Here is a 25,322-nt window from a genome sequence, read left to right as displayed (position 1 = left end):
CCACCTGTTAGCTAGAGGTACTGCAATGACCACTCTCGGCCACCTGATCAACGGCGTCCGCGTCGACGACGCCACCCGCACCCAGGCCGTCTACAACCCCTCCACCGGCGAGGTGGCAAGCCGGGTCAGCCTGGCCAGCCAAGCCACCGTGGAGGCCGCCATCGAAGCCGCCCAGGCCGCCTTCCCGGCCTGGCGCAACACCCCGCCCGCCAAGCGCGCCCGGGTCATGTACCGCTTCAAGCAACTGCTGGAAGAGCACGCCGAGGAGATCTGCCGGCTGATCGGCCTCGAGCACGGCAAGATCACCCATGACGCCAAGGGCGAACTGCAGCGCGGCATCGAGAACGTCGAGTACGCCTGCGGCGTGCCGGAGCTGCTCAAGGGCGAGCACAGCAAGAACGTCGGCCCCAATATCGACTCCTGGAGCGAGTTCCAGCCGCTGGGGGTGGTGGCCGGCATCACCCCCTTCAATTTCCCGGCCATGGTGCCGCTGTGGATGTACCCCATGGCCATCGCCACCGGCAACACCTTCGTGCTCAAGCCCTCCGAGCGCGACCCCACCTCGACCCTCTATATCGCCGAGCTGGCCCTGGAGGCGGGGCTCCCCGCCGGGGTGCTCAACGTGGTCAATGGCGACAAGGAGGCCGTCGACACCCTGCTCGATGCCCCGCGGGTGCAGGCCGTCAGCTTCGTCGGCTCCACCCCCATCGCCGACTACATCTACGGCCGGGCCAGCGCCCACGGCAAGCGCTGCCAGGCCCTGGGCGGCGCCAAGAACCACGCCATCGTCATGCCCGATGCCGATATGGATAACGTGGTCGACTCCCTGACCGGCGCCGCCTTCGGCTCCTCCGGCGAGCGCTGCATGGCGCTGTCCGTGGCCGTGGCGGTGGGCGACGCCGCCGCCGACGCCCTGGTCACCAAGATGCGCGAGCGCCTGGCGACCCTCAAGGTGGGCCCCCACTTCGACGAGAGCAACGACTTCGGCCCGGTGATCACCCAGGCGCACCAGGAGAAGGTCTGCGGCTATATCGACAGCGCCGAGGCCCAGGGCGCCGAGATCGTCGTCGATGGCCGCGGCGTGCAAGTGCCGGGCTTCGAGAACGGCTTCTACGTGGGCGGCACCCTGATCGACCGGGTGACCCCGGAGATGACCTGCTACCTGGAAGAGATCTTCGGCCCGGTGCTGCTGGTGGTGCGGGTCGACACCATGCAGGAGGCCATGACGCTGATCGACGACCACGAATACGGCAACGGCACCTGCATCTACACCCGCGACGGCGAGGCGGCCCGCTACTTCAGCGATCACATCCAGGTCGGCATGGTGGGCATCAATGTGCCGCTGCCGGTGCCGGTTTCCTACCACAGCTTCGGCGGCTGGAAGCGCTCGCTGTTCGGCGACCTGTCCGCCTACGGCCCGGACGCGGTGCGCTTCTACACCAAGCGCAAGACCATCACCCAGCGCTGGCCCTCCGCCGGGGTACGCGAAGGCGCGCAGTTCTCCTTCCCCTCCTGATAAACAGAATACTCGACTAACATCGCGGTATTGATAACACCGGATCGGGGCGACCCGATCCGGTGTTGAGGGTATCCGGGTTTCGTGGTTGATACATCGGCCAAAGGCCACCCGCGGGTGATCATCGATGGCGATGTGGGCCTACTCCCCCGGCACCGCCAGTGCTCTGCCGATGATCGCCGGTCACGCGGAGTCCCGGGCCCGCGAAACGGCCGAGCGTCTTGATACCCGGATGCCATCGCCCCGGGCGCCATATCCTCACTGGGAAGACAGGGTGTCTGAGTACAACGCCTTGACGATTTGATCAGGTGTCGACATCAGAACTTATGGCCAAGCACTCAACCGATCGATGGCATTCACGCCAGAACGCGAAAAACTTAAAAATCTGGGCCACTCTTGGTGACCCAGACATACTTCAAACAGAGGAAAGGAAAATCAGAAACCAACTATCTTGTCTGGCAGCCAGGTCGCCGTAACTGGAAACAATGCCACGATCAGCAAAGTGATCAACTGAACGGCAATAAAGGGAAGCACGCCTCGGCACATCTGACCGTAAGTAATGTCTTTTGGTGCGATTGATTTCAGGTAGAAAATTGAAGATGCCATCGGCGGGGTCAAATAGCTGGTCTGAATAGTCACCAACACCAGGGTGGCGAACCACACAGGATCAATCCCCATCTGCCTGACGATCGGCGTGAAGATAGGCACGCAGATTAACACGATGGAGGTCCAGTCAAGCACGAATCCCAGCAAGAAGGTGACAGCCAAGAAGAACAGAATGACACCCGTCGTACCACCGCCTAGCCCGGTGGCAATCGCGCTGACCATGTCTCCGCCACCATTCACAGCAAAGATACCCGTAAACATGGTTCCCCCGGCTACGATCATCAAGATCATCGCAGTAATGCGCACCGTGAGCCCGAGAGAATCTGTCATGGATTTCAGTGAAACCCCACCATTGATCACCGCCAGAATCACTGCGCCAGCCACACCCACGGCGGCAGCCTCAGTGGGAGAGGCAATCCCACCCAACAGTGAACCCAGCACAGAGAGCATAAGCAGGAGTGGCGGAACCAGTGCCTTCATGGTAATTGCCAACTTCTTGCTAAGAGGGTAAGGGTCCTCCGCTTGCGCAGGCACCGGGCCGTCTTCAGGGCGTAGCAAGCAACGTCCAACGATATAGACGACAAACAGCGTAAGCATGATTCCGCCGGGCATAATAATTGCGGCGAAAAGCTCACCAATAGACAACTGGGCAAGAGCGGCATAGACCACCACGATGACAGTGGGCGGAATAATCGTTCCCAGCGAGCCACCCGCACAGATAGTGCCACTAATTAGGGAGTTGTGATACTTATAGGCGCGCATGGCCGGAATGGCCATCAGCCCGATCATTATTTCCACGGCCCCTACGACACCAGAAGCCGCGGCAAAGATTGCCGCCATGGCGATCGTCGTCAAAGCCAAACCACCCGGCAGACGACCAATCCACATCTGGATAGCATTAAAAAGATTCTTGGCAATCCCAGACTTTTCCAGTATGGCACCCATCATTACAAACAAGGGGATAGATGCCAGCACATAGTTGGAAGCAGCGCTATAGATACTACCGTACAACTGCTGAAAGACCAGTGGGCCGAAGGCAAACCAGCCCGCCACCACCGAGACGATGACCAGCGAGAAAGCGACAGGAATTCCCAAGAAAATCAGCAAGAAGAGCCCGGGAAACATCAAAGCCGAGATCAACAGATCCATTACCCTTTCTCCCCGAGCGTGTTTTTATCAATGAAGTACCTGACACCCTGGGCGAAAAGCTGAAGCGCCAGGAGGGTTAACCCGACGGCAATAATTCCATAAAATGGCCACATCTTGGGTGCCCATATACTCACCATATCTACTTCCCCGGTCACAAAAGCCTTCCATGACTTCTTCCAGCCATGCCAAGCCATAAGCGAAACAATTGGACACATCAGCATCATATAAGCCACACCATTGATAGTGGCGGAGATGTGCTTTGGCATCAGATTACTGACCACATCGACCCGTACGTGACCATCCTCGCGAGCGGTCCAGGCCACACCCAGGAGAAACACAGCGCCCGTGACCATATAAGAGATATCGAACGCCCAGATAGTAGAGGCATTGAAGGCATAGCGCGCCACCACCTCGTACAACATCGCTCCTGTAAGAACGATCAGAAGGGCCTTGCTAACCCAGGCAGACAGCCAAGAAATTTTATCGATCAAATTTAGGATCATTTTCATTTCCTTCCCAGTAGACAGCGCATAAGGGGACCCTTAGATGGGTCCCCTGCCACCGGGGTCAGTTGGTGATCAAATAATCCTGCTGAGCACTCCAGCGCTCCTGATACTCATTGTACCCTTCCAGGATATCGGTCATACGAGTGTCCCCTGCCTGGCTGCGCTCTGTCGCCTGGTTATTCATCCACTCACGACCGTTTTCGGCAAGCTCCCCGACGAAGGAATCATCGAGGCTAATGACTTCATTCCTGCCTGAGCGATAAGTTTCCATTGCCTGCAGGTCGTGATGATAAAAATTACTCAGCCCCTCGTAGGTGGTCAGCTTGGCGGCCGCTTCGATCAATGGTTTTAGATCGTCGGGTACCTGATCCCAGGTCTCCTGTCGGGTTACCACTTCCCAGAGGAACGTAGGCTGATGAACGCCAGGCACCACGATATAACGAGCCGCTTCGTGGAAGCCTTCCGGCTGATTGCTGGAAGGCGTTGCCCACTCCACGGCATCCACCCCGTTTCGCTGCAGCAATGTATACGTATCGCCGGGCGGAACCACCGTCGGAACGGCATTATAGTACTCCCGCATGACCTCGGCCCAAGGGCCGGAAGTACGATACTTAATACCATCAAGGTCCTCGGGGCCGTGAATGGGGACATTCGAGTGCGCGAACACCTCGGTCGAGCCAATTCCAACAACGAGGGAGTGGAGGCCTTCACTGGCGCGAATCTCCTGAAGCCTTTCTAGACCGCCCCCCTCGTAGATCCAGTTAATATAGGCTTGTGGTCCCATGCCACCGGGGAAGCCGGCAAAGATAGCATTGATTGGGTCTTGGTTAACCAAGTAACTAGGGGTGGAGTGCCCCGCATCGACGGTACCTTCCTTCACTGCCTCGTAGACCTGAAGCGCCGGGACCAGAACTCCTGCACCGAAGGGGGAAATCTCAACCCGCCCCTCCGTCAGGGTCGACGCATTGACGGCGAAGCGTTCGAGAAAGTTCTCAAAGATAGGTGAACCATCTGGAACTGAGGTAGGAATCCGCCACTCGATCTCGGCAGCCATAACTGGCGAAGCCATAGAGGCGCTGATTAAGACCGCAGCCAAACGTTGTTTTTGGGTCATGTAAGACTCCCCTTTCTTGTGGTTTTTTCGGCACGCATGAAGTGTGCCGGATAGATATCACCCAGCACTTTTTGATGCACCAAGCAACTAAAAATCAATAGCTTCTTCATTATTGGAAAGCCAGATATCTTGGCACCCTAGAGTGCCTAGGCCCCCGATAATCACGCCATGCCTTGATGACCCTGACCACCAGGGTCACGACATCGTTATCCGCGTTCAGCGTCCACTGCCCGCGGGCTTCTCCGCTGGCAGTTATTGAAGACGCACCTCTTCGAAGGCCAGATTCGGCGACCCCGAAGAATGTATAAAATATATTTTTTGCGCGCAAGCTTTTTTGCCTCCCCACCCCTAGCCGTGCCAGGCGGCCGAAAACGATCAGCAACGAACAGCCCCTAGCCCCTGGGCCTCCAACCGATCCAGGAGCGCCACCTCCTCCGTGCTCAGCCGAATGCCTTCGGCTCTGGCTATGCGTCGCGCGGCATAGCGACGCTGTGACGGCAATCGAGCCCCCTGGTCCGCGATGCCCTGCAGGAGTCTCTCCCCGTCGGCGAGCGGATCGCGATCGCGGCCCTGCGAGAAAGCGCTCGGGTCGAAGGCGAGTATCAGCGCGCCGTGGCGCGGCAACAAACGGGTCCCCTCCATGAACTCGCGCGCCTCCTGACTCATGAAATCGCCCAGCATCGCCCCGGCCAGCAGCTCGATCATGGTGGCGATCGCCGACCCCTTGTGCTGGCCGAAAGGCAGCATCGCCCCGGCCAGGGCGGCACTCGGATCGGTGGTGGGCTGTCCATCAGGGCCCACGGCCCAGCCTTCCGGCAACGCCTTGCCTTCGCGCTCATGCAGTTCGATCTCGCCACGGGCCACCAGGGTGGTGGCAAAATCGAAGACGTAGGGGTCCTTCCCAGGACGCGGCCACCCGAAGGCGAAGGGATTGGTTCCCAACAGCGGCGCCCGGCCGCCCGAGGGCGCCATCGCGGCATGGCTCGGACACATAGAGAGCACCGCCAGCCCTTCGCCTGCCAGATCTTCGACCTCGTACCAGAGTGCCGAAAAGTGCACGCAGTCGTTGATCACCAGGGCCGCGAGCCCTTGTCGGCGGGCCCGCTCTATCAGGGTCGGTCGAGCCGCCTCGTAGGCCGGGCTCGCATAACCGCCGCCGGCGTCCACGCGAATGATGGGGCCCTCTCCTGAGCGCACCTCGGGTATCGCATCTGGCGCCACCTTGCCGGCTTTCAATACACGCAGGCACCCCTCGACCCGGTAGATCCCATGGGATTTACAGTTATCGCGCTCGCCGGCGGCAATGACCCGCGCCACCGCCCCCGCCGTCTCGGCGCGAACGCCGCAGTTTGTGAAAATTCGTCTGATGCGCGCTTCCAGCTCGGCAATGGCCATCGTGATTGTCGTCATGGTGATTCCTCTCCTTGCGCCCATTCGGGCAGTCAACAAGCGGATGCCCTGTTCCTCGACCGTGGCAGGCATCCCAAATTGCCGGCATTCGCCGTCGGGCGTTTGGCTTAAGCAGAAACCCGCGGCCCGCCCCGCGAGGCGGCATAGACCTTGGTCTAATCCCTGCTATCCCGGTCTGGCCCACCCCTCGGCGCAAGGCCGCGTCAGATCGGGCGCCCCAAACCGGCACCTCATGCCTTCGTCCGTGAGCCGTTCGATTCGCCAGGAAACATGGCTTCACAAAGCGGCTCGAAGATTGTATAAAATATAAAACCAGACGTGATCGACGCTCGCAACCGCGATGGTTCGGACGACGATCACCACGCAAAGACAAGTAAAGGTGCCCCCATGAAGCGCGTACACGTCATCGATTCCCATACCGCGGGTGAGCCGACGAGACTGATCCTGGACGGCTTCCCCTCCCTGCCGGGGAGCACCCTGGCGGAGAAGCGCGATGCCCTTCGCGAGTCGCATGATGCGTGGCGGCGCGCCAGCATGCTCGAGCCGCGAGGCCATGACGTCCTGGTGGGTGCACTGTATTGCGAACCGACATCAGCGGAAGCGACATGCGGTGTCATCTTCTTCAACAACACCGGCTATCTGGGCATGTGCGGCCACGGCACGATCGGCCTGGTCGCCTCTCTGCACCACCTCGGCCAAATGTCACCGGGCTCGCACAGGATCGACACCCCCGTGGGCCCCGTCGACGCCCTCCTTCATGACGACGGGGCCGTGACCGTACGCAATGTCCTCTCCTACCGGTACCGCAAGCAGGTGGCCGTCGAGGTACCCGGCCACGGGGTGATACACGGCGATATTGCCTGGGGAGGCAATTGGTTCTTTCTCGTCAATGATCACGGTCAATCGCTGGAACTCGAGCATGTCGAGTCACTGACCCGCTTCACCTGGGCCATTCGCCAAGCCTTGGAGAACCAGGCAATCACCGGCGAGAACGGTGAGCCGATCGATCATATCGAGCTGTTCTGCGATGACCCCAAGGCGGACAGCCGCAATTTCGTGCTCTGCCCCGGCAAGGCCTATGACCGCTCGCCCTGCGGCACCGGCACCAGCGCCAAACTGGCTTGCCTGGCAGCGGACGGCAAGCTGGCCCCCGGAGAAACGTGGCTGCAAGCCAGCATCTGCGGGGGGCGGTTCGAGGGATATTACGAATGGGAAGGCGATCGCATTCGCCCCTACATCAAGGGGCGCGCCCACCTGAGCGCCGACAGCACGCTATTGATCGATGAGCAGGATCCCTTTGCCTGGGGCATCGCGGCGTCCTGACGATTCACTCCCGCTTGAGATGTACCGGTATCCACTTTTTACACCTCAGCCCGTCCAGCGCCATCGAAGGCCAGCGGGCTGTCCCCTAGAGACAGAAGAGACCAACCGAAAGGAACTACGATGAGCGACAACATCTTCACAGGCTGCATTCCCGCACTGATGACCCCCTGCACCGCCGATCGCCAGCCGGATTTCGATGCCCTGGTCGCCAAGGGCCGCGAACTGATCGAAATCGGCATGAGCGGTGTGGTGTACTGCGGCTCCATGGGAGATTGGCCGCTGTTGACCGAGGCACAGCGCCAGGAGGGCGTCGCGCGCCTGGTGGAAGCCGGAGTACCGACGATTGTCGGCACCGGCGCGGTCAATAGCCAAGAGGCCATCTCTCATGCCGCTCATGCCGCCAAGGTCGGCGCCCACGGGCTGATGGTGATTCCCCGCGTGCTTTCCCGCGGCAGCTCTATTGCCGCCCAGAAGGCGCATTTTGCCGCCATTCTCGAGGCCGCCCCCGACCTGCCTGCGGTGATCTACAACAGCCCCTACTACGGCTTTGCTACGCGAGCCGACTTGTTCTTCGAGCTCCGCAATCAGTACCCCAACCTGATTGGCTTCAAGGAGTTCGGGGGCGCCGACGATCTGCGCTATGCGGCCGAAAACATCACCTCTCAGGACGAGGACGTCACCCTGATGGTCGGCGTCGACACCACCGTATATCACGGATTCGTCAACTGCGGCGCCACCGGTGCCATCACCGGAATCGGCAATGCCCTGCCTCGCGAAGTGCTGCAACTGGTCGCGCTCAGCAAGAAGGCCGCCAAGGGAGATGCCAAGGCACGCCGCCAGGCACTGGAGCTCGAAGAGGCTCTGGGCGTTCTGTCCTCCTTCGACGAGGGTGCCGACCTGGTCCTCTACTACAAGCACCTGATGGTGCTCAACGGCGATAGCGAATACGCGCTGCACTTCAACGAAACCGACGTGCTCAGCGACGCTCAGCGCAACTATGTAGAGACACAGTACGACCTGTTCCGTACCTGGTATGCCCAATGGTCCGCCTCGCTCGATAACGCCTGAAGCGACGGTCCGAACAGGTTCCACGAGGGCACGCCGCAGGCACTCACACGGCGTTGACCGCTCGTGTCTCACCTCGGCCCGGATAACGGGCCGAGGTATTCCCATCACTCGCTAGGAGTCCTTCATGCGTCGCATGAGTCTGGAAGATGCCACCGCTTTGGCCGAGGCCGTGCTGAAAGGCCAGGGCTTCAGTGAAGATCAGACCCGTGTCCTGACCCAGGCGGTCATCGCGGGCCAACGCGACGAATGCCATTCTCACGGCCTATATCGCCTACTGAACTGCGCTTCTACCCTGGCCGCCGGCAAGGTTGTCGCGGATGCGACCCCGAAGGTCGACGACCAGGCCCCCGGGATCGTGCGCGTGGATGCCGGGGGCGGTTTCTCACAGCTCGCCTTCGAGGCGGGCCTGCCGGTGCTCGCGACCAAGGCTCGGGAGCAGGGCATCGCCGCCTTGGCGATCAACCACTGCGTGCACTTTTCGGCGCTGTGGGTCGAGATCGAGGCAATCACCGACCTCGGCCTGGTCGGCTTGGCATGTAACCCCAGCCACGCTTGGGTCGCCCCCGCCGGCGGCAGTCGCCCTCTGCTCGGCACCAACCCCCTGGCTTTCGGCTGGCCGCGCCCGGATGGCAAGCCACCGTTTATCTTTGACTTCGCCACCAGTGCGGTGGCGCGCGGCGATATCGAGCTGCATCGACGCGCAGGCAAGTCGCTTCCCGAGGGCTGGGGCATCGACCGCACGGGTCAGCCTAGCCAGGATCCCGCCGCCGTTCTGGACGGCGCCATGCTGACATTCGGCGGCCACAAGGGGTCGGCCCTGGCCACCATGATCGAGCTGATCGCCGGACCGCTGATCGGGGACCTTACCAGTGCCGAATCCCTGGCCCATGACAACGGCGCCGGCGCCTCGCCCTATCACGGTGAGCTGATCCTGGCGATGGATCCCGCTCGCTTTCTCGGCGAGCACTCCGCCCAGCACATGGCCAAGGCCGAGACCCTGTTCTCATCGATCATCGACCAGGGCGCCCGCCTCCCCTCTCAGCGGCGCTACGAGGCTCGCGAACGCACACGCAAGGAGGGGATCGCCATACCGGAGGCTCTCTATCAGGAGCTGGTGCAGCTGATGTGAGCGCGATGATCGCCTCCTCCATCCCGTTCCTAAACCCTCAAGGTTCTCCCCCCAAACCAAGGAGATGAGCATGACATTGGAAGGTAAGATGCTGATCGGCCAGCAAGCCGTTCCAGGCCAGCGCGATGCGATCCACGCGATCAATCCGGCGACCAACGCGCAACTCGAGCCCGCCTATTTCGGCGGCACTCGGGAAGACGTCGAGCAGGCCTGCGAACTGGCCTGGGCCGCCTTCGACGGCTACCGAGAGACTGCGCTGGAAGCACGCGCCGGCTTTCTCGAGACCATCGCGGATGAAATCGAAGCATTGGGCGACGCCCTTATCGAGCGCGCGGTCGCCGAGTCCGGCCTTCCCCAGGCCCGCATCCAAGGGGAGCGTGGGCGCACCTGCAACCAGCTACGGCTGTTCGCCAAGACCGTGCGCGCCGGCGAATGGCTCGATGTACGGGTCGATCCGGCCATGCCGGAACGCCAGCCCATGCCGCGGGCCGATCTTCGCCAACGCCACATCGCGCTGGGCCCGGTCGCGGTCTTCGGCGCCAGCAACTTCCCGCTGGCCTTCTCGGTGGCCGGCGGCGATACCGCCTCGGCCCTGGCCGCGGGCTGCCCGGTCATCGTCAAGGCTCACTCTGCCCACCCGGGCACCAGCGAGCTGGTTGGTCGGGCGATCCAGGCAGCGGTCAAGCGCTGCGCACTGCCCGAGGGCGTGTTCTCGCTGATCTTCGGTTCCGGGCGTGAAGTCGGTCAGGCGCTGGTGGCGAACCCCCGCATCAAGGCGGCCGGTTTCACCGGCTCACGCAGCGGCGGCCTGGCACTTTGGCACATCGCGCAGTCTCGCCCCGAGCCGATTCCCTTCTATGCGGAGATGAGTTCCATCAACCCGGTCTTCCCGCTGCCGGCGGCCCTCGAGGCACGCGGCGCCAACCTGGGCGAAGCTTTCGTGGGATCGCTGAACATGGGCGCCGGGCAATTTTGTACCAATCCCGGGCTGGTGGTCGCCATCAAGGGGCCGGCGCTGGATGACTTCATCGCCGCTGCGCGACAGGCCGTCGAGACTAGTGCCTCGCAGACCATGCTCACGCCCGGCATTCATCAGGCCTATGAGAATGGCATGCAGCAATTGGCCAACAGCGATAAGGCCCGGGAAATCGCCCGTGGCCGGCAAGGCGATGGCCCAAACCAGTGCCAAACCGCCCTCTTCGTGACCTCGGCATCCGATTTCCTCGGCGATGAGTCGCTACAGGCGGAGGTCTTCGGCTCCACCTCTCTGGTGGTAGAGTGCAGCGATGCCGAAGAACTCCAGCGGGTCGCAGAGCGGCTGGAAGGGCAACTGACCGCCACCCTGCTGATGGATGACGCCGATCTGGATGCCGCACGCGCCCTGCTGCCGGTGCTCGAGCGCAAGGCCGGCCGCATCCTGGTCAATGGTTGGCCCACCGGGGTCGAAGTCTGCGACACCATGGTTCATGGTGGTCCCTTCCCGGCGACGTCGGATGTCCGCACCACCTCCGTGGGTACCGCGGCCATCCTGCGCTTCCTGCGCCCCGTCTGTTATCAGGGCCTGCCGGATGCACTGCTTCCCGAGGCCCTCAAGGCGAGCAACCCTCTGGCCCTCAAACGGCTGGTTGATGGGCAGCGCGAAGCCTGATTCCTTGCTGGCCGGGCCGCTCTCTCACCGAGAGAGCGGCCTACAGTCATGGACTTTCAATGTGGCTTGTATAAAATGTGCGATAACACTTGTTAGGTAAATGCAAGCCATGGCGACATTCAAGACACGCGCCCAATTCGTGGCCGACGATTTGCGCAAGCGAATCCTTGGCGGTGAATTCAAGGGCGGCACTCAGCTGCGACAAGATGCGCTAGCCAAGGATTACGATGTCAGCCGTATCCCCGTACGAGAGGCCTTGCTGACCCTCGAATCCGAAGGGCTGGTAGAATTTTACGCCCACCGTGGTGCCTTCACCACGGAACTTTCCGTCAGCAAGATTCGAGAGCTTTTCGAGTTACGTACGCTACTGGAGACATACGTTCTCAGGCATGCGATTACCAGACTTAGCGACGCAGACCTCAAAAAAGCCGAGGAGATTCTCCGCAAATACGACGAGGCGCTCAATTCTGGGGGAGAAATCGATAACTGGAGCGAGTACAACTACGCGTTCCATCTGGCGCTTTACGAACCCGCCGAGCTGCCCGAGACGCTCTCACTCATCAGCCAGCTGAATACCAAGTCGGATCGCTACATCCGCATGCAGCTTCTCTATACTCAAGAGATCGAAAAAGCCGAACGAGAGCACCATAAACTGCTGGATCTGGCTCGCCAGGGCGACGCCGACAAGGCATGCGATCTCCTGAAAACGCATATCCAGGAAGCCTGTGAGGGAATCGTCGAACTGCTTGAGGAACGAGCGAGACGCGCCGAGAAGACCTGAGCCTCGGCGACGCCTTCTCCATGGTTTGTGATTCCCCTGACAATGCCGGCCAGAGACCCTCGTAACAGCAGGGCTTCATATGAATGCAAGCCGAGAAAGGCATGCCTAGCCGTGATTACTCCCCATAGGCGATAAACCGCTCTCAGTGATGTTCTTCTTGCCATTTCCAGCCTTCAATTGGACTGGCTAAAGCCCCCCTAATCATGCTGAACCTGCCCCCCTTTCCACACCTTGCCGGGCAGTGATCAGCGGCTCAGGGTACCCTACATCCCTGCATCGATGCAGGCCCAGCCCCGCCGCCTCTTAGTCAGCCCCACCATCGGCGGTGACGTGGTGTCGATGGTCCCTTGGCACGCCCACGATATTTTCTTTCCTCGAGCCATAGACTTTGGTCGACACCCGTATTGCAGGTGTCAGCGTCACAACTTATATTTTATACAATCGACAAAGCGGAAGTAAGGAATGCCCATGGCCTCACAGGATCCAGCAGCCGGCAACTTCAAACCTGATTGCAACATCGTCGTCATTGGTGCCGGCATCATCGGTATTGCCTGTGCCCTTTCCCTGAGTCGACTGGGCTGGCGTGTGCTGGTGCTGGACAAGCAAGAACCCGGCATGGGGGCCTCATATGGCAATGCCGGGCACATGGCAACCGAGCAGGTCTTCCCCATTGCCGATGCATCAATCCTGATGCGTCTTCCCAAGATGTTGATGGATCCCATGGGGCCGCTCCGCCTCGACTGGCGGCACTTTCCCAAGGCCTTGCCCTGGTTTGCTCAACTGCTCTGGAACCTTCGTCCGGCGCCCTATCAGGCTAGTGTGGCCGGCATTCGGTCTCTCAACGAGGCCAGTCTTTATGCATGGCACAGGCTACTCGACTCGGTGAATGGCGGCCACTTGCTGAAAAAAGAAGGCTCTTTCTTGATCTATGAAGACGAGCGCTCTCGGGAGGCGATCGACGTCCTCGAGTCACGCCTGGATGCCCAGCAGGTGGCGGCAGAGTACTGGCAGGGAGACGCCGTTCGAACAATCGCACCGCAACTCTCCAAGCGCATCAAGGGTGGCCTGTTCTTCCCGGAAACCGCCCATGTCGTGGACCCCTGGCAGGTAGTCGACACCCTGACGAAGGCTGCCAAGGCCAATGGGGTGCGGTTTCAACGAGATGAGGTGCTCACGGGAAAGGTCGACGATCGAGGCGTCAACCTGAAAATGGCGAACTCTCCCGCTATCCGGGCCGACAAGGTCTTGGTGGCATGTGGCGCCCACTCGGCTCCTCTCACCACAGCCCTCACCGGCACCAGGGTGCCTCTCGATACCGAGCGGGGCTACCACCTGATGTTGCCCCGCGAGAAAGAGCGCTTGCCGGTGGCCATTACCTCGCTGGAGCGACGCTTCATCATGACGCCGATGGACGAAGGCCTGCGTCTGGCAGGCACCGTCGAGTTTGCCGGCCTTCATCGACCGCCCAACATGCAGCGAGCCTGGCAGCTGCATCGACTGAGTCAGGGGCTGTTCGAGACAGATCTCGACACGGCCGACGCTAGGCCATGGATGGGCTTTCGTCCCTCACTTCCGGACTCGCTACCCATCATCGATAGCGCGAAAGACGGCAAGGTCCTGCTGGCTTTCGGGCATCACCACCTCGGCCTCACCCAAGCGGCGGTGACGGCAGAGCTTATCGCAAACCTGGCCATACAAGGAGACAGCCCCACTTCTTCGACCCCGCATTACCAACCCGATCACAAGCCCTATCGACTCACCCGTTTTTCTTCATACCCCTCAGAATAAATCGGTAGAACAATTCCAGAGGAAACATCATGTCCACTGCAATGACGCCTGCAAGGCTACCTAGCATGACCGAGGTCCTTGCCATCATGATCGGCTTCATCGCCATCATGTTTCTCAGCATCAATGTACTTCAGCTCCCCATACAGCTCGCGCTTTTTGCCTCCTGGTTCCTGGTGATGGCCCTGGGGCTCAAGCTAAAGATCGACTATGAGACCATGCAAGATGGTCTTATCAACGGTATCCATAATGGCATGGAGGCCGTACTGGTTCTCACCACCGTTGGCGCCCTGATTGGCACCTGGATTGCCGGGGGCATCGTGCCGAGTATCATCTACTACGGCCTGTCGGTGATGAATCCTCAGATCTTCCTCTTCGCGGCCTTTATCATCTGCGCCCTGACCTCGCTGGCCACCGGCACCTCCTTCGGGACCGTCGGCACCGCCGGTGTCGCCATGATGGGAATAGGCCACAGCTTTGGCATTCCGCTGCCCCTGGTGGCCGGCGCAGTTATCTCGGGCGCCTATGTGGGCGACAAGATGTCACCGCTTTCCGACACTACGGTGATGACCGCCTCACTGTGCAAGGTCAACCTGGTGGATCATATCCGTTCCATGATGTGGGTCAGTGTGCCGGCTATCGCTATCGCATCGGTGCTGTTCCTGATCGTCGGTTTCTTCTATATCAGCAGCGATGTGGATACGAGTCGTGCGACCATCGCCATGCAGGCACTGGAAACACATTTCACCATCAGCCCCTGGCTGCTGTTACCAGCCGCCATCGTTATCCTGCTATTGACACGACGCTATCCCGCCATCCCGGTTATCACCTTCGGTGCTATGCTGGGGAGCATCTGCGCCTGGTGGGCCCAGGATATCAGCCCGATCGAAGCCATCCGGATCGCCTACGCCGGCAACGCCATGCAATCCGACGTCGAGTTCCTCAATACCTTGCTCAACCGGGGGGGCATCCAGTCCATGCTCGGGGTAGTCGCCCTCATCCTGTTCGCCCTGGGACTGGGTGGCCTGATGGAGAGGGTCGGCATTCTCAAGGCTATCAGCAACGGCTTCCTGCGCTGGGCCAACAACTCGGGTCGCCTGACGCTCTCGACCATGCTGGGCGGCTTCTTCGGGAACTTCTTCGGCGGTGCCGCCTATGTCTCGTTGATCACGGCCAGCACCATCACCGAAAAGAACTATGACGACCAGGGCGTGGACCGGCGCGTGCTGTCGCGCAACGCCGAGGCCGGTGGTACCATCACGACCCCGATGGTCCCCTGGACAGACGGCGGCGTCTTTATGGCCACCACGCTTGGGGTCTCGACGCTGACCTACCTGCCCTTCCTCTGGTATCACATGCTGGTGCTTGCGCTCGCCCTCTTCTACGGCTACGCCAATATCGCCATCTGGAGAACACCACCGACAGCTAAGGCTGACCAGGAATTGGCGAAAAGCCGCCATGCGAGTGCAACATAACAGCCTGTACTCGTACGGCTAAGCCTTAACCAGCGATACCGAGCGTCACTAACCCTTATATCAAGAAAGCCAACGCCTGAGTTTTGTTTTTTACGAAGCTCAGGCTCACCTTTTAAATCAAAAGACCGAAACAGAAAACGCTGGCTTAGACGCGCATGGCGAAAAATTGAGCTCGAAAGGCCTCGATAAAATCCTTCGCCAGGCTCGAGAGGGGCTGCTCTCGGGGCGTCAGCAGATAAAACGTATCGCCCAGATCGGCCTCGAAGGGACGGATCGCTATGTTTTGGCCCTCGAACCCGCGAGCATTCAAGGGGTCAATGATCGCGATGCCACCACCCTGCGCCACCAGGCGAGCCGCCTGCAAGGCCAGAGACACTTGCAGCTGTCGCTGTGGACGCACAGCTGCCGCCTCGATCAGCCGATCAAGGGCCTGTCGAGTCGGATCCCGCGGCTCATAGGAAATCAGTGGTTGGCCGTGTAGATCCTTGATACTCACTTTCGCCTGTGCCACCAGCGGATGATCCGCGGGCAACAGACAGACACTCTCGAGGCGAAATGCCTCACTCTCCACGCGTTCGTCGCCTCCACCCAGCATGGCAAAGCCAAGGTCGGCGCGTTGGGTCACCACATCCTCCAGCACTTGCTCGGAACGGAAGGTAGCGAGTTCGGCCTGGGCCTCTCCGTGCTGTTTGGTGAAAGCCGCAAGCACGTCTGGCAAGAAGGTCATGCCCAGTAGCGGCATAGCACTGATGCGTAGCCCGCCCATCTCACGTTCTCTGATGCGCCTGGCCGTGGTGCGCAACTCCTCCAGCCCGCTCCATACGCGAACCAGCTCGCGGTGAAAGAGTCGTGCCTCGGGGGTCGGCACCAGGCGTCCACGCCGCCTCTCAAACAGGGCGAAGCCGAGATCATGTTCGAGCTGCTTGAGCAAGCGAGTCACGCCGGGCTGCGCGATGAGCATGCGCTGGGCTGCTCCCGAGACGGTCCCGCAGTCCATTACCTGCTGGAAGGCTTGCAACTGACGATCGCTTAGTCGCGGTGACTCCATAACATTACCATATAGGATGACCAAGTATTGATATTAGATCGTATGACCTGGCTGATCTATCGTCGAGACATATCGCAGTGACGGAGCGAAGCGGATGCCTCAAGACTTCCTTATCATCGGCGGCGGCGTGGTTGGAATGGCCGTGGCCTATGGGTTGGCTCGCCGTGGTCGAAGCGTCACCGTGCTCGATGGGCACGACGATTCACTGCGCGCCTCGCGGGGCAATGCCGGACTGGTCTGGGTGCAAGGCAAGGGGCTTGCCATGCCGCGCTATGCCGAACTGTCGCTGCACTCGAGCATGGCCTGGCCAGAGTTCGCGGAGGAGCTTACCAAACGCACCGGCATCGACCTCGAGTATGAGCATTGCGGCGGCGTGGATCTGTGTTTCGATGCCAAAGAGGCCCAGGCACGTCAGACCGAATACAGGGCACTGTATGCTGCCACCCCTTCGCTGACGGCCGTACGCTGGGAATATCTCGACCGAGAGGCGCTTCGCGAGCAACTTCCAGGTCTCGGCGAGAGGGTCCATGGCGGCACCTTTTCGCCCCACGACGGCCAGTGCAACCCCCTCTACCTACTGCGTGCTCTGTATGCCGCCTGCCTGACGCTGGGCGTCGACTATCACCCTGCCACGCCTGTTACTGGGATCGAGGCTTCCACTACTGGCTTCACCGCACATAGTCCGCAAGGCAGTTTCTCTGCCGAACGGGTGATCCTTGCCGCGGGGCTGGGGGCACGTACCCTGGCCCCCCCACTGGGGCTCTCCGGCCAGGTACACCCGGTTCGCGGCCAGGTGCTGGTCACCGAGCGCTTCCCTCCTAGCGGGCGGCTGCCGACTCCCCAGCTTCGCCAGACCGCCAGCGGCGGCTACCTGATCGGCGATGTACTGGAAGACGCCGGCTACGACACCGGAGTGACGCTGGAGACCATCCATCGACTTGGCCAGAGGGCGGTGCAGATCTACCCCGAGCTGGCCCAGGCGCGACTGGTGCGTAGCTGGGGTGCGCTGCGGGTCATGACCCCGGACGGCAGCCCACTCTACGAGGCTTCCCGTAGCTGCCCAGGGGCCTACAACCTGAGCTGCCACAGTGGCATCACCCTGGCCGCCTTTCATGCTCGGGAGCTCGCCGAGGCCATCGATACCGATCGCCTGGCGACAATCCACGGTGACTTTTCTGGAGCCCGTTTCGATGTTCAAGCGACTGGATAATGCCGCCCCCGCGGCGATGGTCACGATTTGGCTGGAGGGGCAACCCCATTCAGTGCCGGCCACCCTCAGTGCCGCCGCGGCGGTACTGTGGCTCGTCGGCGCCACGGGATATCGCGACCATGCCGCCGGCGGCCACCGAGCGCCGCTGTGCATGATGGGGGTGTGCCATGACTGTCTCATCACGATCGATGGTCAACCCAACCGACAGGGCTGCCTGGTACCGGTGGCCGAGGGCATGCGCCTCGAGCGCCAACGGAGGCCGGCATGAGCGACGCGAGCACACATCACGCCGACGTGGCGATCATTGGCGCCGGTCCCGCCGGCATGGCCGCCGCCAGCCGCCTGGCCGAGGCCGGCCAGGTGCCGGTGGTCTTCGACCTGGCTCCCAGCCCCGGGGGCCAGATCTACCGTCAGCTCACCGCCCCCCAGTTGGGAGAAGACGTGATGGGCCGCGACTATTTGCGCGGCCGACGCCTGCTGGAGCGCTTCGAACGGGCTCGAATCGACTACCGGCCGGGCAGCCGGGTGTGGTGGGCCAAGCGCGAGGGCCAAGGCACGACCCTTGGGGTGCTGGCGGACAGGCGCAGCGAGAGTTGGCAGGTAAGGCGACTGATCATTGCTAGCGGTGCAATGGAGCGTGGCTGGCCATTTCCAGGCTGGCAGTTGCCCGGCGTCATGCAGGCCGGAGCCGGCCAGATTCTCCTCAAGCAGGGCGCCCTGATCCCTGACGTGCCGCCGGTACTGGCCGGGACAGGGCCCTTGCTCTATCTGCTGGCCTGGCAGTATCTGCGTGCCGGGTGTCCGCCTCGCCTGATCCTAGATGCGGCCCCACGCTCACGTTACGCGACCATGCTGCGTCGCCCCTTGAGCACCTGGCATGGCCGCCACTACCTGCTCAAGGGACTCGGCATGCTGACCACGCTGCGGCGTGCCGGCGTGAAAGTAGTGCACGGCATCGAAGGTCTCAGGGCCGAGGGAAATCCCCACCTGCAAGCGGTGCATTACCGACGAGCGGGCCGCTGGCAGAGCGTCGACGCCTCCATGCTGCTGACGCATTTCGGCGTGGTGCCGGAGCCTCAACTGAGCCGGGGCCTAGGCCTGCCCTTTGATTGGCATCCTAGCCAGCAGGCCTTTGTCCCCCATCGCGAAGAGGCCAGCCTGGCTGCCGCGCCCGGCATCTGGCTGACCGGCGACGGCGCCGGTATTGGCGGGGCACTCAACGCCGAGCGCGAGGGTCATCTCGCGGCCCTATCGATTCTCGCCGCCAAGGGCGAGCCGGTAGAGAACGAGCGCACGCCACTTGTGCAGGCCCGACGTCGCGAGCTAAGTGCCCGAGCCTTGCTCGAGGCGCTGTTCCGAGTCCCCGATGGATGGCTCGCCGCCCAGCCCGAAACGACCCTGGTGTGTCGCTGCGAGGCCGTCTCCCTCGGTGAGCTCGACGCCGCCATGGCCCAGGGTGCCGCCGGTCCCGGCCAGCTCAAGGCCTTCACCCGCTGCGGCATGGGGCCTTGTCAGGGACGGCTATGCGGCGAGAGCGTCACCCGTCTGTTGGCGGGACACTTGGGCACCACCATGAACGCGGCGGGCTACTACCAGGTTCGTCCGCCGCTGCACTCGATCACCCTGGGGGAGCTGGCGGACTCGGCCGCTCCGCCCGCTCCCTGATCCTGAGTCGGTCGTCATGACCGACCCGGGCATCGCCAGCAACCTGACTGTACGGCCATTTCTGCATCACACAACCACAAGAGGTGTCATCCCATGCGTGCTTCCCTGTTTTCTGGCCTGCTGATCGCCACGGCCCTGTCGACGTCTCCGGCAATAGCGGACGAGAGTCCGCTGCGTATCGGCGTGGATGTGCCCTATGTGCCCTATCAGTATCAGCAGCCCGACGGCACCATCACCGGGTTTGAAGTCGAACTGATCAATGCCGTTTGCACCGAGATGCAGCGCGAGTGCGAATGGATCAAGCAGGATTGGGACGGCATTATCCCCGGACTGCTCGCCCGCAAATACGACTTCATCGCCTCGGCGATGAACATCACCGAGGACCGCGCCCGTCAGGTCCAGTTCTCCGAGCCCTACTATCAGGTACCCTCGGTCTGGGTCGGCCGGTCGGACCATGAGGTGGACGTCGAAGACACCCTCGCCGGCGTCACCATCGGGGTGCAGCAGGGAACCATCCAAGACCGCTACGTCACCCAGTTCCACCCCGAGGCCGATATACGCCGTTATAGCAACTCGGGCGGCGTGATCAGCGATATGCACTCCGGTCGCCTGGACCTGGTATTCACTGCCTTCCCGCTGGCCCAAGAGGCCCTCCTGGATGAAGACGCCTATTCTCGCCGGGGCCCGCTGATCACCGAGCCGGAATCGATCTATGGCCCTGGTGTCGGTGCTGCCTTCCGCACCCGTGATCAGGAACTGGTCGAGGAATTCAACGCGGCCATGGCCGAGGTCAAGGCCGACGGCACCTTCGAGCGACTGCAACAGCAATACTTTGGAGAATGATGCCGGAGTGTCTCGCCGGGGCGCTGCCCCGGCCCTCCTTGCCCCGATCGGAGCGTCTTCATAACCGACACCCCAATCCCGCAGGAAACGACCTTACCCAAGGGGAGTGCCGGACGAAGAAAGGGATACCCGGGGCTCCCGCCGCTGTGTTGCCGCCAAACGTGACCCCGTCGAGGATGGTAGACAGCCCCATGAAAACGCTGCTGCTGGAGATCGAGAAGCCCGAGGCGAACCTCCCTTGCAAGTGATCAAGGACCTCTTCGGCCACCGAAAGGTGTGCCATAAGGAGGCTGGCCAATCTGGTGCCGACGACAAGATGCGGGGATCAAGTGGGCGGGGGCGGTGCGCCTTGAATCTACCCTGTAAAACGGGTTAGCCGGCTGGCAGGGATACCAGTGACCCGAACGGGTCAGAAGGCTTCACAAGAAGAAAAGGCCGCTGACATTGTCAGCGGCCTTTTCTATCAATTCGTGGCGGAGGGGGAGGGATTCGAACCCTCGAAGCCTTTCGACTTACACACTTTCCAGGCGTGCTCCTTCGACCACTCGGACACCCCTCCGCATTGTGGTTCTTTGGCTTGGGCCGTGGCCTTTCGCTCAAGAACGGCGCGTATGTTATCGATATAAGTCTTCGATTGCAAGCCGTTTTTTTGGAAAAACCCACCGCATTCGGTGCCCCCTGATTCGCGTCAGTCGGCGTCAGGGCAGCACGGCGTAGTCGCCGCGGGCCTCCAGGCAGAGGGTGTCGCCGCACCAGAGCTGCTGGACCAGGGCGAGGCGGCCGCGGCCCTTGGCGGCGAGGCGCTCGGCCAGCTGGACCGGGCCGTCGTAGCGCTCGGGGCGACATACCAGGCGGTAGTCGCCGCTGACCGGGGCCAGAAAGCGCTGGCCGGCCTCGGCCACCACCACGTCCTGGGCGCGCCCCTGGCGGCGCAGCCAAAGGGTGGTCCAGCACCAGCCCAGCAAGGTGGCCTGGGCGGTCAGGGCGCCGCCGAAGCCGGTGCCCTTGTCGTTCAGGCTGGGCGAAAGCGCCAGCTCCCAGACCAGGGCCTCGCCTTCCCAGCGCATGGCGCGAATCCCCAGGTGCCGGACCAGGGGAATCGCCTCCCCCAGCCAGGTCAGGAAGGCGTCCATATCCTCGTCCTGCCCTGCGAGGGGCAAGGGCAGGCGCGGGTGGGGGTGGCCCGGCAGGCGCATCTCAGCTCCAGCGCTCGACGAAGTCGGCGGGGTCGCGGCTGGGCAGCGGCTTGTGGCGGCCGGCCAGTTGGCCCAGGTAGATAAAGCCCACCAGCTCGTCCTCTTCATCGAGGCCCAGGCCCTTGTGCACGGTGGCATCGAAGGCGTAGTGGCCGGTGCGCCACATGGCCCCGAGGCCCTGGGCATGGGCCGCCAGCAGGATCCCCTGGGCGGCGCAGCCGGCGGAGATCACCTGCTCCAGCTTGGGCACCTTGGGGATGTCCGGACGCACCTTGGCGATCACCGCGATGATCATCGGCGCCCGCTTGGGCTTCTTGCGGGCGGCGTCCAGGGCGGCATCGCCGATATGCGGGTCGGCGCGATACTCCGCCTCGGCGAAGAGCTCGCCCAGGCGGTCGAGGCCTTCGCCGGAGAACTCGATAAAGCGCCAGGGGGTGAGCTCCTTGTGGTCCGGCGCGCGCAGGGCGGCGCGGTAGATCACCTCGAGCTGTTCGGGGCTGGGGGGCGGGCCCACCAGCTTGCCCATGGAGCTACGCTCGTGCAGCAGGGAAATGGCATCCATCCACTCTGTCTCCAGATCCAATGCGAAAAGTTCTCGGTAGGCCTTGGTGGCCACTCTAGCACCGCCCGGGGCTTACTGTCGTGCCAGGCGCAGCGGCAGCGGCGGCGTCTCGCCGGGGGTGCCCCGCCAGGGGCTGATGTCCAGGCCGCCGCGGCGCACGTAGCGGGCCATCACCAAGAGCCGCTCGGGGCGGGCCCGGGCCAGCAGGTCGGTGAAGATATGCTCCACGCAGTGCTCGTGGAAGTCCTGGTGCTGGCGGTAGGAGATCAGGTAGCGCAAGAGCCCCTCCCGGTCGAGACGGGGGCCCCGATAGCGGATCAGCACGCTGCCCCAGTCGGGCTGGCCGGTGACCGGGCAGTTGGACTTGAGCAGGTGGGAGTGGAGGGTCTCCTCGACGATCGCCTCCCCCACCACCAGGTGCTCGGCGCTGGGGGTGTAGTCGTTGACCTCGATATCCAGGTCGTCGAGGCAGTCGCCGGGCAGCCGCTGCGGCGCCAGGGCCGCGTCGTCCACGCCGAAGAGCTCCACCGTCACCGGGGCGCCGGCGGCGGCGGCCAGGTCGGCCTCGAGGGTCGCGATCAGCGCCTCGCGGCTCTCGAGGCGGGTCTGGTTGAAGCTGTTGAGGTAGAGCTTCCAGGACTTGGACTCGATCAGGTTCGGCGAGTCCGCCGGCAGCCGGAAACGCGCCACGGCGACCATCGGCTTGCCACGGGCATTGAGCCAGGAGAGCTCGAAGGCGTGCCATTCGTCCTCGCCGACGAAGGGCAGCGCCTCCTCGCTGATGCCCAGGGGCGCGCGATTGGCGGCCCGGGGAATGGGGTAGAGCAACCCGGCGTCGTAGTGCTCCGGGTAGGCGGAATCACGCCCCAGGGGGGCGTGCTCGAGGGTCTCGGGACGGTGACTGGTCATGAGCGAATACCTTTACCGCGCTCCAGCATCCACAGGGCGATGGCGAAGAGCACCAGAATGAAACAGAGAATGGCCGCCAGCGCCCAGCCCACCGGAATATCGGAGACGCCGAGGAAGCCGTAGCGGAACACATTGACCATATAGAGGATGGGGTTGAGCAGCGACACCCCCTGCCAGAAGCTCGGCAGCAGGGAGATAGAGTAGAAGACCCCGCCCAGGTAGGTCAGGGGCGTCAGCACGAAGGTGGGCACGATGGAGATATCGTCGAACTTGTCCGCCAGCAGGGCATTGATAAAGCCACCGAGGGAGAACAGCGCCGCGGTCAACACCACCACGGCGACGGTCAGCAGCGGATGCGCCACCTCAATCCGGGTAAAGAACAGCGAGACGATGGTGACGATCACCCCCACCCCCAGGCCCCGGGCCATGCCGCCCAGCACGAAGCCGGAGAGGATCACCCAGTTGGGCATGGGCGAGACCATCATCTCTTCGATGCTGCGCTGGAACTTGTTGGAGAAGAAGCTCGAGGCCACGTTGGAGTAGCTGTTGGTGATCACCGACATCATGATCAGCCCCGGCACGATGAAGTCCATGTAGTCGAAGCCGTCCATCTCGCCGATCCGCGAGCCGATCAGGCTGCCGAAGATGATGAAGTACATGGTCATGGTGATCGACGGCGGCAGCAGGGTCTGCGGCCAGATGCGGGTGAAGCGCTTGATCTCCTTGACCAGCAGGGTCCAGAGGGCGATGGCGATCTGCTGCGGACTCATGCCTGGCCCTCCGCCTTGGCGGTGGCGGCATTGCCCTGCTCCACCATGGAGACGAACATCTCCTCCAGGCGGTTGGCCCGGTTGCGCATGGAGACCACCTCGATGCCCCGCTCGTTGAGGGCGGCGAAGACCTCATTGAGGCGCTGGCCGCGATGCACCGCCACCGCCAGCTGGGCCGGCTCGCTGAGGCTGACCTCGAAGCCCTCGACCGCGGGGGCCTCGGCCAGGGGGCGGGCCAGGTCGAGCAGGAAAGTCTCGGTGTCGAGCTCGGCGAGCAGCTCACGCACGCCGGTATTACGGACGATCTCGCCGTGGTTGATGATCGCCACGTTGCGGCACAGGCTCTCCGCCTCTTCCAGGTAGTGGGTGGTCAGGATGATGGTGGTGCCCTCCTCGCGGTTGATGCGACGCATGTAGTCCCACATGCTGCGGCGCAGTTCGATATCCACCCCGGCGGTCGGCTCGTCGAGGATCAGCAGCCGCGGGCGATGCATCAGGGCGCGGGCGATCATCAGGCGACGCTTCATGCCCCCGGAGAGCATCCGCGCGCTGCCGTTGCGCTTGTCCCACAGGCCCAGGTCGCGGAGCAGCTCCTCGGCCCGGGGCAGCGCCTCGCGGCGCGGCATGCCGTAGTAGCCGGCCTGGGCCAGGACGATATCGATAACCTTCTCGAACTGGTTGAAGTTGAACTCCTGGGGCACCACGCCCAGGTGGTACTTGGCGCGGGCGAAGTCGCGGTCGATATCGGCGCCGAAGATCTCGACCTTGCCGTCGCTCTTCTGCACCAGAGAGCTGACTACCCCCAGGGTGGTGGACTTGCCGGCGCCATTGGGGCCCAGCAGGGCGAAGAAGTCGCCCTCGGCGACCTCCAGGTCGATGCCCTTGAGGGCCTGGAAGCCGTTGCCGTAGACCTTGGTCAGGCCGCGTATGGACAGGGCCGGTTCGGCCATGAAGTCACCTCTGCGTCACTCATTAGGCTACAAATTATGTGGGCCAGCGCGTCGATTGCAATGCCAAGGGAAGAAGTGGGGCTCGGAGCCCGGGCGAGGAAGCCGCTAACAGCGGGAAAAACAAAAAACCGCCGAAGCGCTTGGCTTGGCAGTTCCTTTAAACATCGATTGGAGCGGGAAACGAGATCGATCGGACCGGCGCCCCGGCTCGTGACCCTAGCCCTGGCTACACATACGAAAAAAAACCGCCTAGGCAGGTGCCTGGCAGTTCCTTTATGCATCGATTGGAGCGGGAAACGAGATCGATCGGACCGGCGTACCGGCTCGTGCCCCGAGTCTTGGCTCTCAAAGGTCTGGCGCATCAATTGGAGCGGGAAACGAGATTCGATCGGACCGGCGCACCGGCTCGTGACCCGAGCCCTGGCTACACATACGAAAAAAACCGCCTAGGCAGGTGCCTGGCAGTTCCTTTATACATCGATTGGAGCGGGAAACGAGATTCGAACTCGCGACCCTCGCCTTGGCAAGGCGATGCTCTACCACTGAGCTATTCCCGCTAATCATCGAAGTGTGCGAAGTGGCGTCCCATAGGGGGTTCGAACCCCTGTTACCGCCGTGAAAGGGCGGTGTCCTAGGCCACTAGACGAATGGGACGCAAT

The 25,322-nt window shown here is 62.3% G+C and carries 22 protein-coding genes and 3 tRNA genes; 12 read left to right on the top strand and 13 right to left on the bottom strand.

Features of this window, described 5'->3' with window-relative positions:
* Nucleotides 1-25 precede the first annotated feature (25 nt).
* On the top strand, nt 26-1,516 hold the full coding sequence (locus HPA02_RS13005) for a CoA-acylating methylmalonate-semialdehyde dehydrogenase (RefSeq protein WP_146803634.1): 1,491 nt from the start codon (nt 26-28) through the stop codon (nt 1,514-1,516).
* 435 nt (nt 1,517-1,951) lie between these two features.
* Here HPA02_RS13005 and HPA02_RS13000 read toward each other — a convergent pair whose 3' ends face one another.
* The 4 genes from HPA02_RS13000 to HPA02_RS12985 all read right to left on the bottom strand — a co-directional run bounded on the left by HPA02_RS13000 (nt 1,952) and on the right by HPA02_RS12985 (nt 6,301).
* Entirely contained in the window at nt 1,952-3,271 is a 1,320-nt protein-coding gene (locus HPA02_RS13000) for a TRAP transporter large permease (protein WP_146803633.1), read from the bottom strand.
* Nucleotides 3,271-3,774 (bottom strand): TRAP transporter small permease subunit, encoded by a 504-nt coding sequence (locus tag HPA02_RS12995; protein WP_146803632.1) that lies wholly within the window; start codon nt 3,772-3,774, stop codon nt 3,271-3,273. The genes HPA02_RS13000 and HPA02_RS12995 overlap by 1 nt, the downstream gene beginning before the upstream one ends.
* A 64-nt stretch (nt 3,775-3,838) precedes the next feature.
* Nucleotides 3,839-4,891, bottom strand: coding sequence for a TRAP transporter substrate-binding protein DctP (gene dctP, locus HPA02_RS12990; protein ID WP_222593998.1), 1,053 nt, complete (start codon nt 4,889-4,891; stop codon nt 3,839-3,841).
* A gap of 375 nt (nt 4,892-5,266) precedes the next feature.
* On the bottom strand, nt 5,267-6,301 hold the full coding sequence (locus tag HPA02_RS12985; protein ID WP_146803631.1) for an Ldh family oxidoreductase: 1,035 nt from the start codon (nt 6,299-6,301) through the stop codon (nt 5,267-5,269).
* Nucleotides 6,302-6,688: 387 nt separating this feature from the next.
* Between HPA02_RS12985 and HPA02_RS12980 the strand changes: the two genes are divergently transcribed.
* The 7 genes from HPA02_RS12980 (at nt 6,689) to nhaC (ending at nt 15,510) form a co-directional block, all read left to right on the top strand.
* Nucleotides 6,689-7,624, top strand: a complete 936-nt coding sequence (locus HPA02_RS12980; protein ID WP_146803630.1) for a 4-hydroxyproline epimerase — start codon at nt 6,689-6,691, stop codon at nt 7,622-7,624.
* Nucleotides 7,625-7,744: 120 nt separating this feature from the next.
* A complete protein-coding gene (locus tag HPA02_RS12975) occupies nt 7,745-8,692 on the top strand; it encodes a dihydrodipicolinate synthase family protein (protein ID WP_146803629.1) in 948 nt (315 codons plus the stop codon).
* 124 nt (nt 8,693-8,816) lie between these two features.
* Nucleotides 8,817-9,821: an Ldh family oxidoreductase gene (locus HPA02_RS12970; RefSeq protein ID WP_146803628.1), complete on the top strand. Its 1,005-nt coding sequence runs from the start codon at nt 8,817-8,819 to the stop codon at nt 9,819-9,821.
* A 70-nt stretch (nt 9,822-9,891) separates the two neighbouring features.
* A complete protein-coding gene (locus tag HPA02_RS12965) occupies nt 9,892-11,469 on the top strand; it encodes an aldehyde dehydrogenase (NADP(+)) (RefSeq protein ID WP_146803627.1) in 1,578 nt (525 codons plus the stop codon).
* Between the two features lie 109 nt (nt 11,470-11,578).
* A complete protein-coding gene (locus HPA02_RS12960) occupies nt 11,579-12,250 on the top strand; it encodes a GntR family transcriptional regulator (protein WP_146803626.1) in 672 nt (223 codons plus the stop codon).
* 468 nt (nt 12,251-12,718) lie between these two features.
* Nucleotides 12,719-14,038, top strand: coding sequence for an NAD(P)/FAD-dependent oxidoreductase (locus HPA02_RS12955; RefSeq protein WP_146803625.1), 1,320 nt, complete (start codon nt 12,719-12,721; stop codon nt 14,036-14,038).
* Nucleotides 14,039-14,067: 29 nt separating this feature from the next.
* On the top strand, nt 14,068-15,510 hold the full coding sequence (gene nhaC / locus HPA02_RS12950) for a Na+/H+ antiporter NhaC (RefSeq protein WP_146803624.1): 1,443 nt from the start codon (nt 14,068-14,070) through the stop codon (nt 15,508-15,510).
* 145 nt (nt 15,511-15,655) lie between these two features.
* On the opposite strand, the gene HPA02_RS12945 is transcribed toward nhaC, so the two are convergent.
* Nucleotides 15,656-16,558, bottom strand: coding sequence for a LysR substrate-binding domain-containing protein (locus tag HPA02_RS12945; protein ID WP_146803623.1), 903 nt, complete (start codon nt 16,556-16,558; stop codon nt 15,656-15,658).
* A gap of 94 nt (nt 16,559-16,652) precedes the next feature.
* Between HPA02_RS12945 and HPA02_RS12940 the strand changes: the two genes are divergently transcribed.
* The 4 genes from HPA02_RS12940 (at nt 16,653) to HPA02_RS12925 (ending at nt 20,276) form a co-directional block, all read left to right on the top strand.
* Nucleotides 16,653-17,768 carry an NAD(P)/FAD-dependent oxidoreductase gene (locus HPA02_RS12940; RefSeq protein WP_146803622.1) on the top strand — a complete coding sequence of 372 codons (1,116 nt, stop codon included), beginning with the start codon at nt 16,653-16,655 and terminating at the stop codon, nt 17,766-17,768.
* Complete coding sequence (locus HPA02_RS12935; protein ID WP_146803621.1) at nt 17,749-18,036, top strand: (2Fe-2S)-binding protein; 288 nt, start codon at nt 17,749-17,751, stop codon at nt 18,034-18,036. Before HPA02_RS12940 ends, HPA02_RS12935 begins: the two co-directional genes overlap by 20 nt.
* Nucleotides 18,033-19,433, top strand: a complete 1,401-nt coding sequence (locus tag HPA02_RS12930) for an FAD/NAD(P)-dependent oxidoreductase (protein WP_146803620.1) — start codon at nt 18,033-18,035, stop codon at nt 19,431-19,433. The genes HPA02_RS12935 and HPA02_RS12930 overlap by 4 nt, the downstream gene beginning before the upstream one ends.
* A gap of 93 nt (nt 19,434-19,526) precedes the next feature.
* Complete coding sequence (locus tag HPA02_RS12925) at nt 19,527-20,276, top strand: transporter substrate-binding domain-containing protein (protein ID WP_146803619.1); 750 nt, start codon at nt 19,527-19,529, stop codon at nt 20,274-20,276.
* A gap of 471 nt (nt 20,277-20,747) precedes the next feature.
* Here HPA02_RS12925 and HPA02_RS12920 read toward each other — a convergent pair.
* The 8 genes from HPA02_RS12920 to HPA02_RS12885 all read right to left on the bottom strand — a co-directional run bounded on the left by HPA02_RS12920 (nt 20,748) and on the right by HPA02_RS12885 (nt 25,317).
* A tRNA-Ser gene (locus HPA02_RS12920) sits at nt 20,748-20,835 on the bottom strand.
* A 139-nt stretch (nt 20,836-20,974) separates the two neighbouring features.
* Nucleotides 20,975-21,472, bottom strand: coding sequence for a YiiD C-terminal domain-containing protein (locus HPA02_RS12915; RefSeq protein WP_146803618.1), 498 nt, complete (start codon nt 21,470-21,472; stop codon nt 20,975-20,977).
* A 1-nt stretch (nt 21,473) separates the two neighbouring features.
* The gene (locus HPA02_RS12910) at nt 21,474-22,034 is read right to left on the bottom strand and encodes a nitroreductase family protein (protein WP_146803617.1); all 561 of its coding nucleotides are present in this window, start codon (nt 22,032-22,034) and stop codon (nt 21,474-21,476) included.
* A gap of 72 nt (nt 22,035-22,106) precedes the next feature.
* Nucleotides 22,107-22,943, bottom strand: a complete 837-nt coding sequence (queF, locus tag HPA02_RS12905; protein WP_146803616.1) for an NADPH-dependent 7-cyano-7-deazaguanine reductase QueF — start codon at nt 22,941-22,943, stop codon at nt 22,107-22,109.
* Nucleotides 22,940-23,713 carry an ABC transporter permease gene (locus HPA02_RS12900; protein ID WP_146803615.1) on the bottom strand — a complete coding sequence of 258 codons (774 nt, stop codon included), beginning with the start codon at nt 23,711-23,713 and terminating at the stop codon, nt 22,940-22,942. The genes queF and HPA02_RS12900 overlap by 4 nt, the downstream gene beginning before the upstream one ends.
* Nucleotides 23,710-24,663 (bottom strand): ABC transporter ATP-binding protein, encoded by a 954-nt coding sequence (locus HPA02_RS12895; RefSeq protein WP_146803614.1) that lies wholly within the window; start codon nt 24,661-24,663, stop codon nt 23,710-23,712. Before HPA02_RS12895 ends, HPA02_RS12900 begins: the two co-directional genes overlap by 4 nt.
* Nucleotides 24,664-25,145: 482 nt before the next feature.
* A tRNA-Gly gene (locus HPA02_RS12890) sits at nt 25,146-25,220 on the bottom strand.
* A 21-nt stretch (nt 25,221-25,241) separates the two neighbouring features.
* Nucleotides 25,242-25,317 (bottom strand) — tRNA-Glu (locus tag HPA02_RS12885).
* Nucleotides 25,318-25,322: the final 5 nt, after the last annotated feature.

It is taken from the genome of Bisbaumannia pacifica (genome assembly GCF_007989625.1).
GTDB lineage: Bacteria > Pseudomonadota > Gammaproteobacteria > Pseudomonadales > Halomonadaceae > Bisbaumannia > Bisbaumannia pacifica.
The sequence above is the reverse complement of the archived record's forward strand: the minus strand, read 5'-3'. Positions and strand labels throughout refer to the sequence as shown.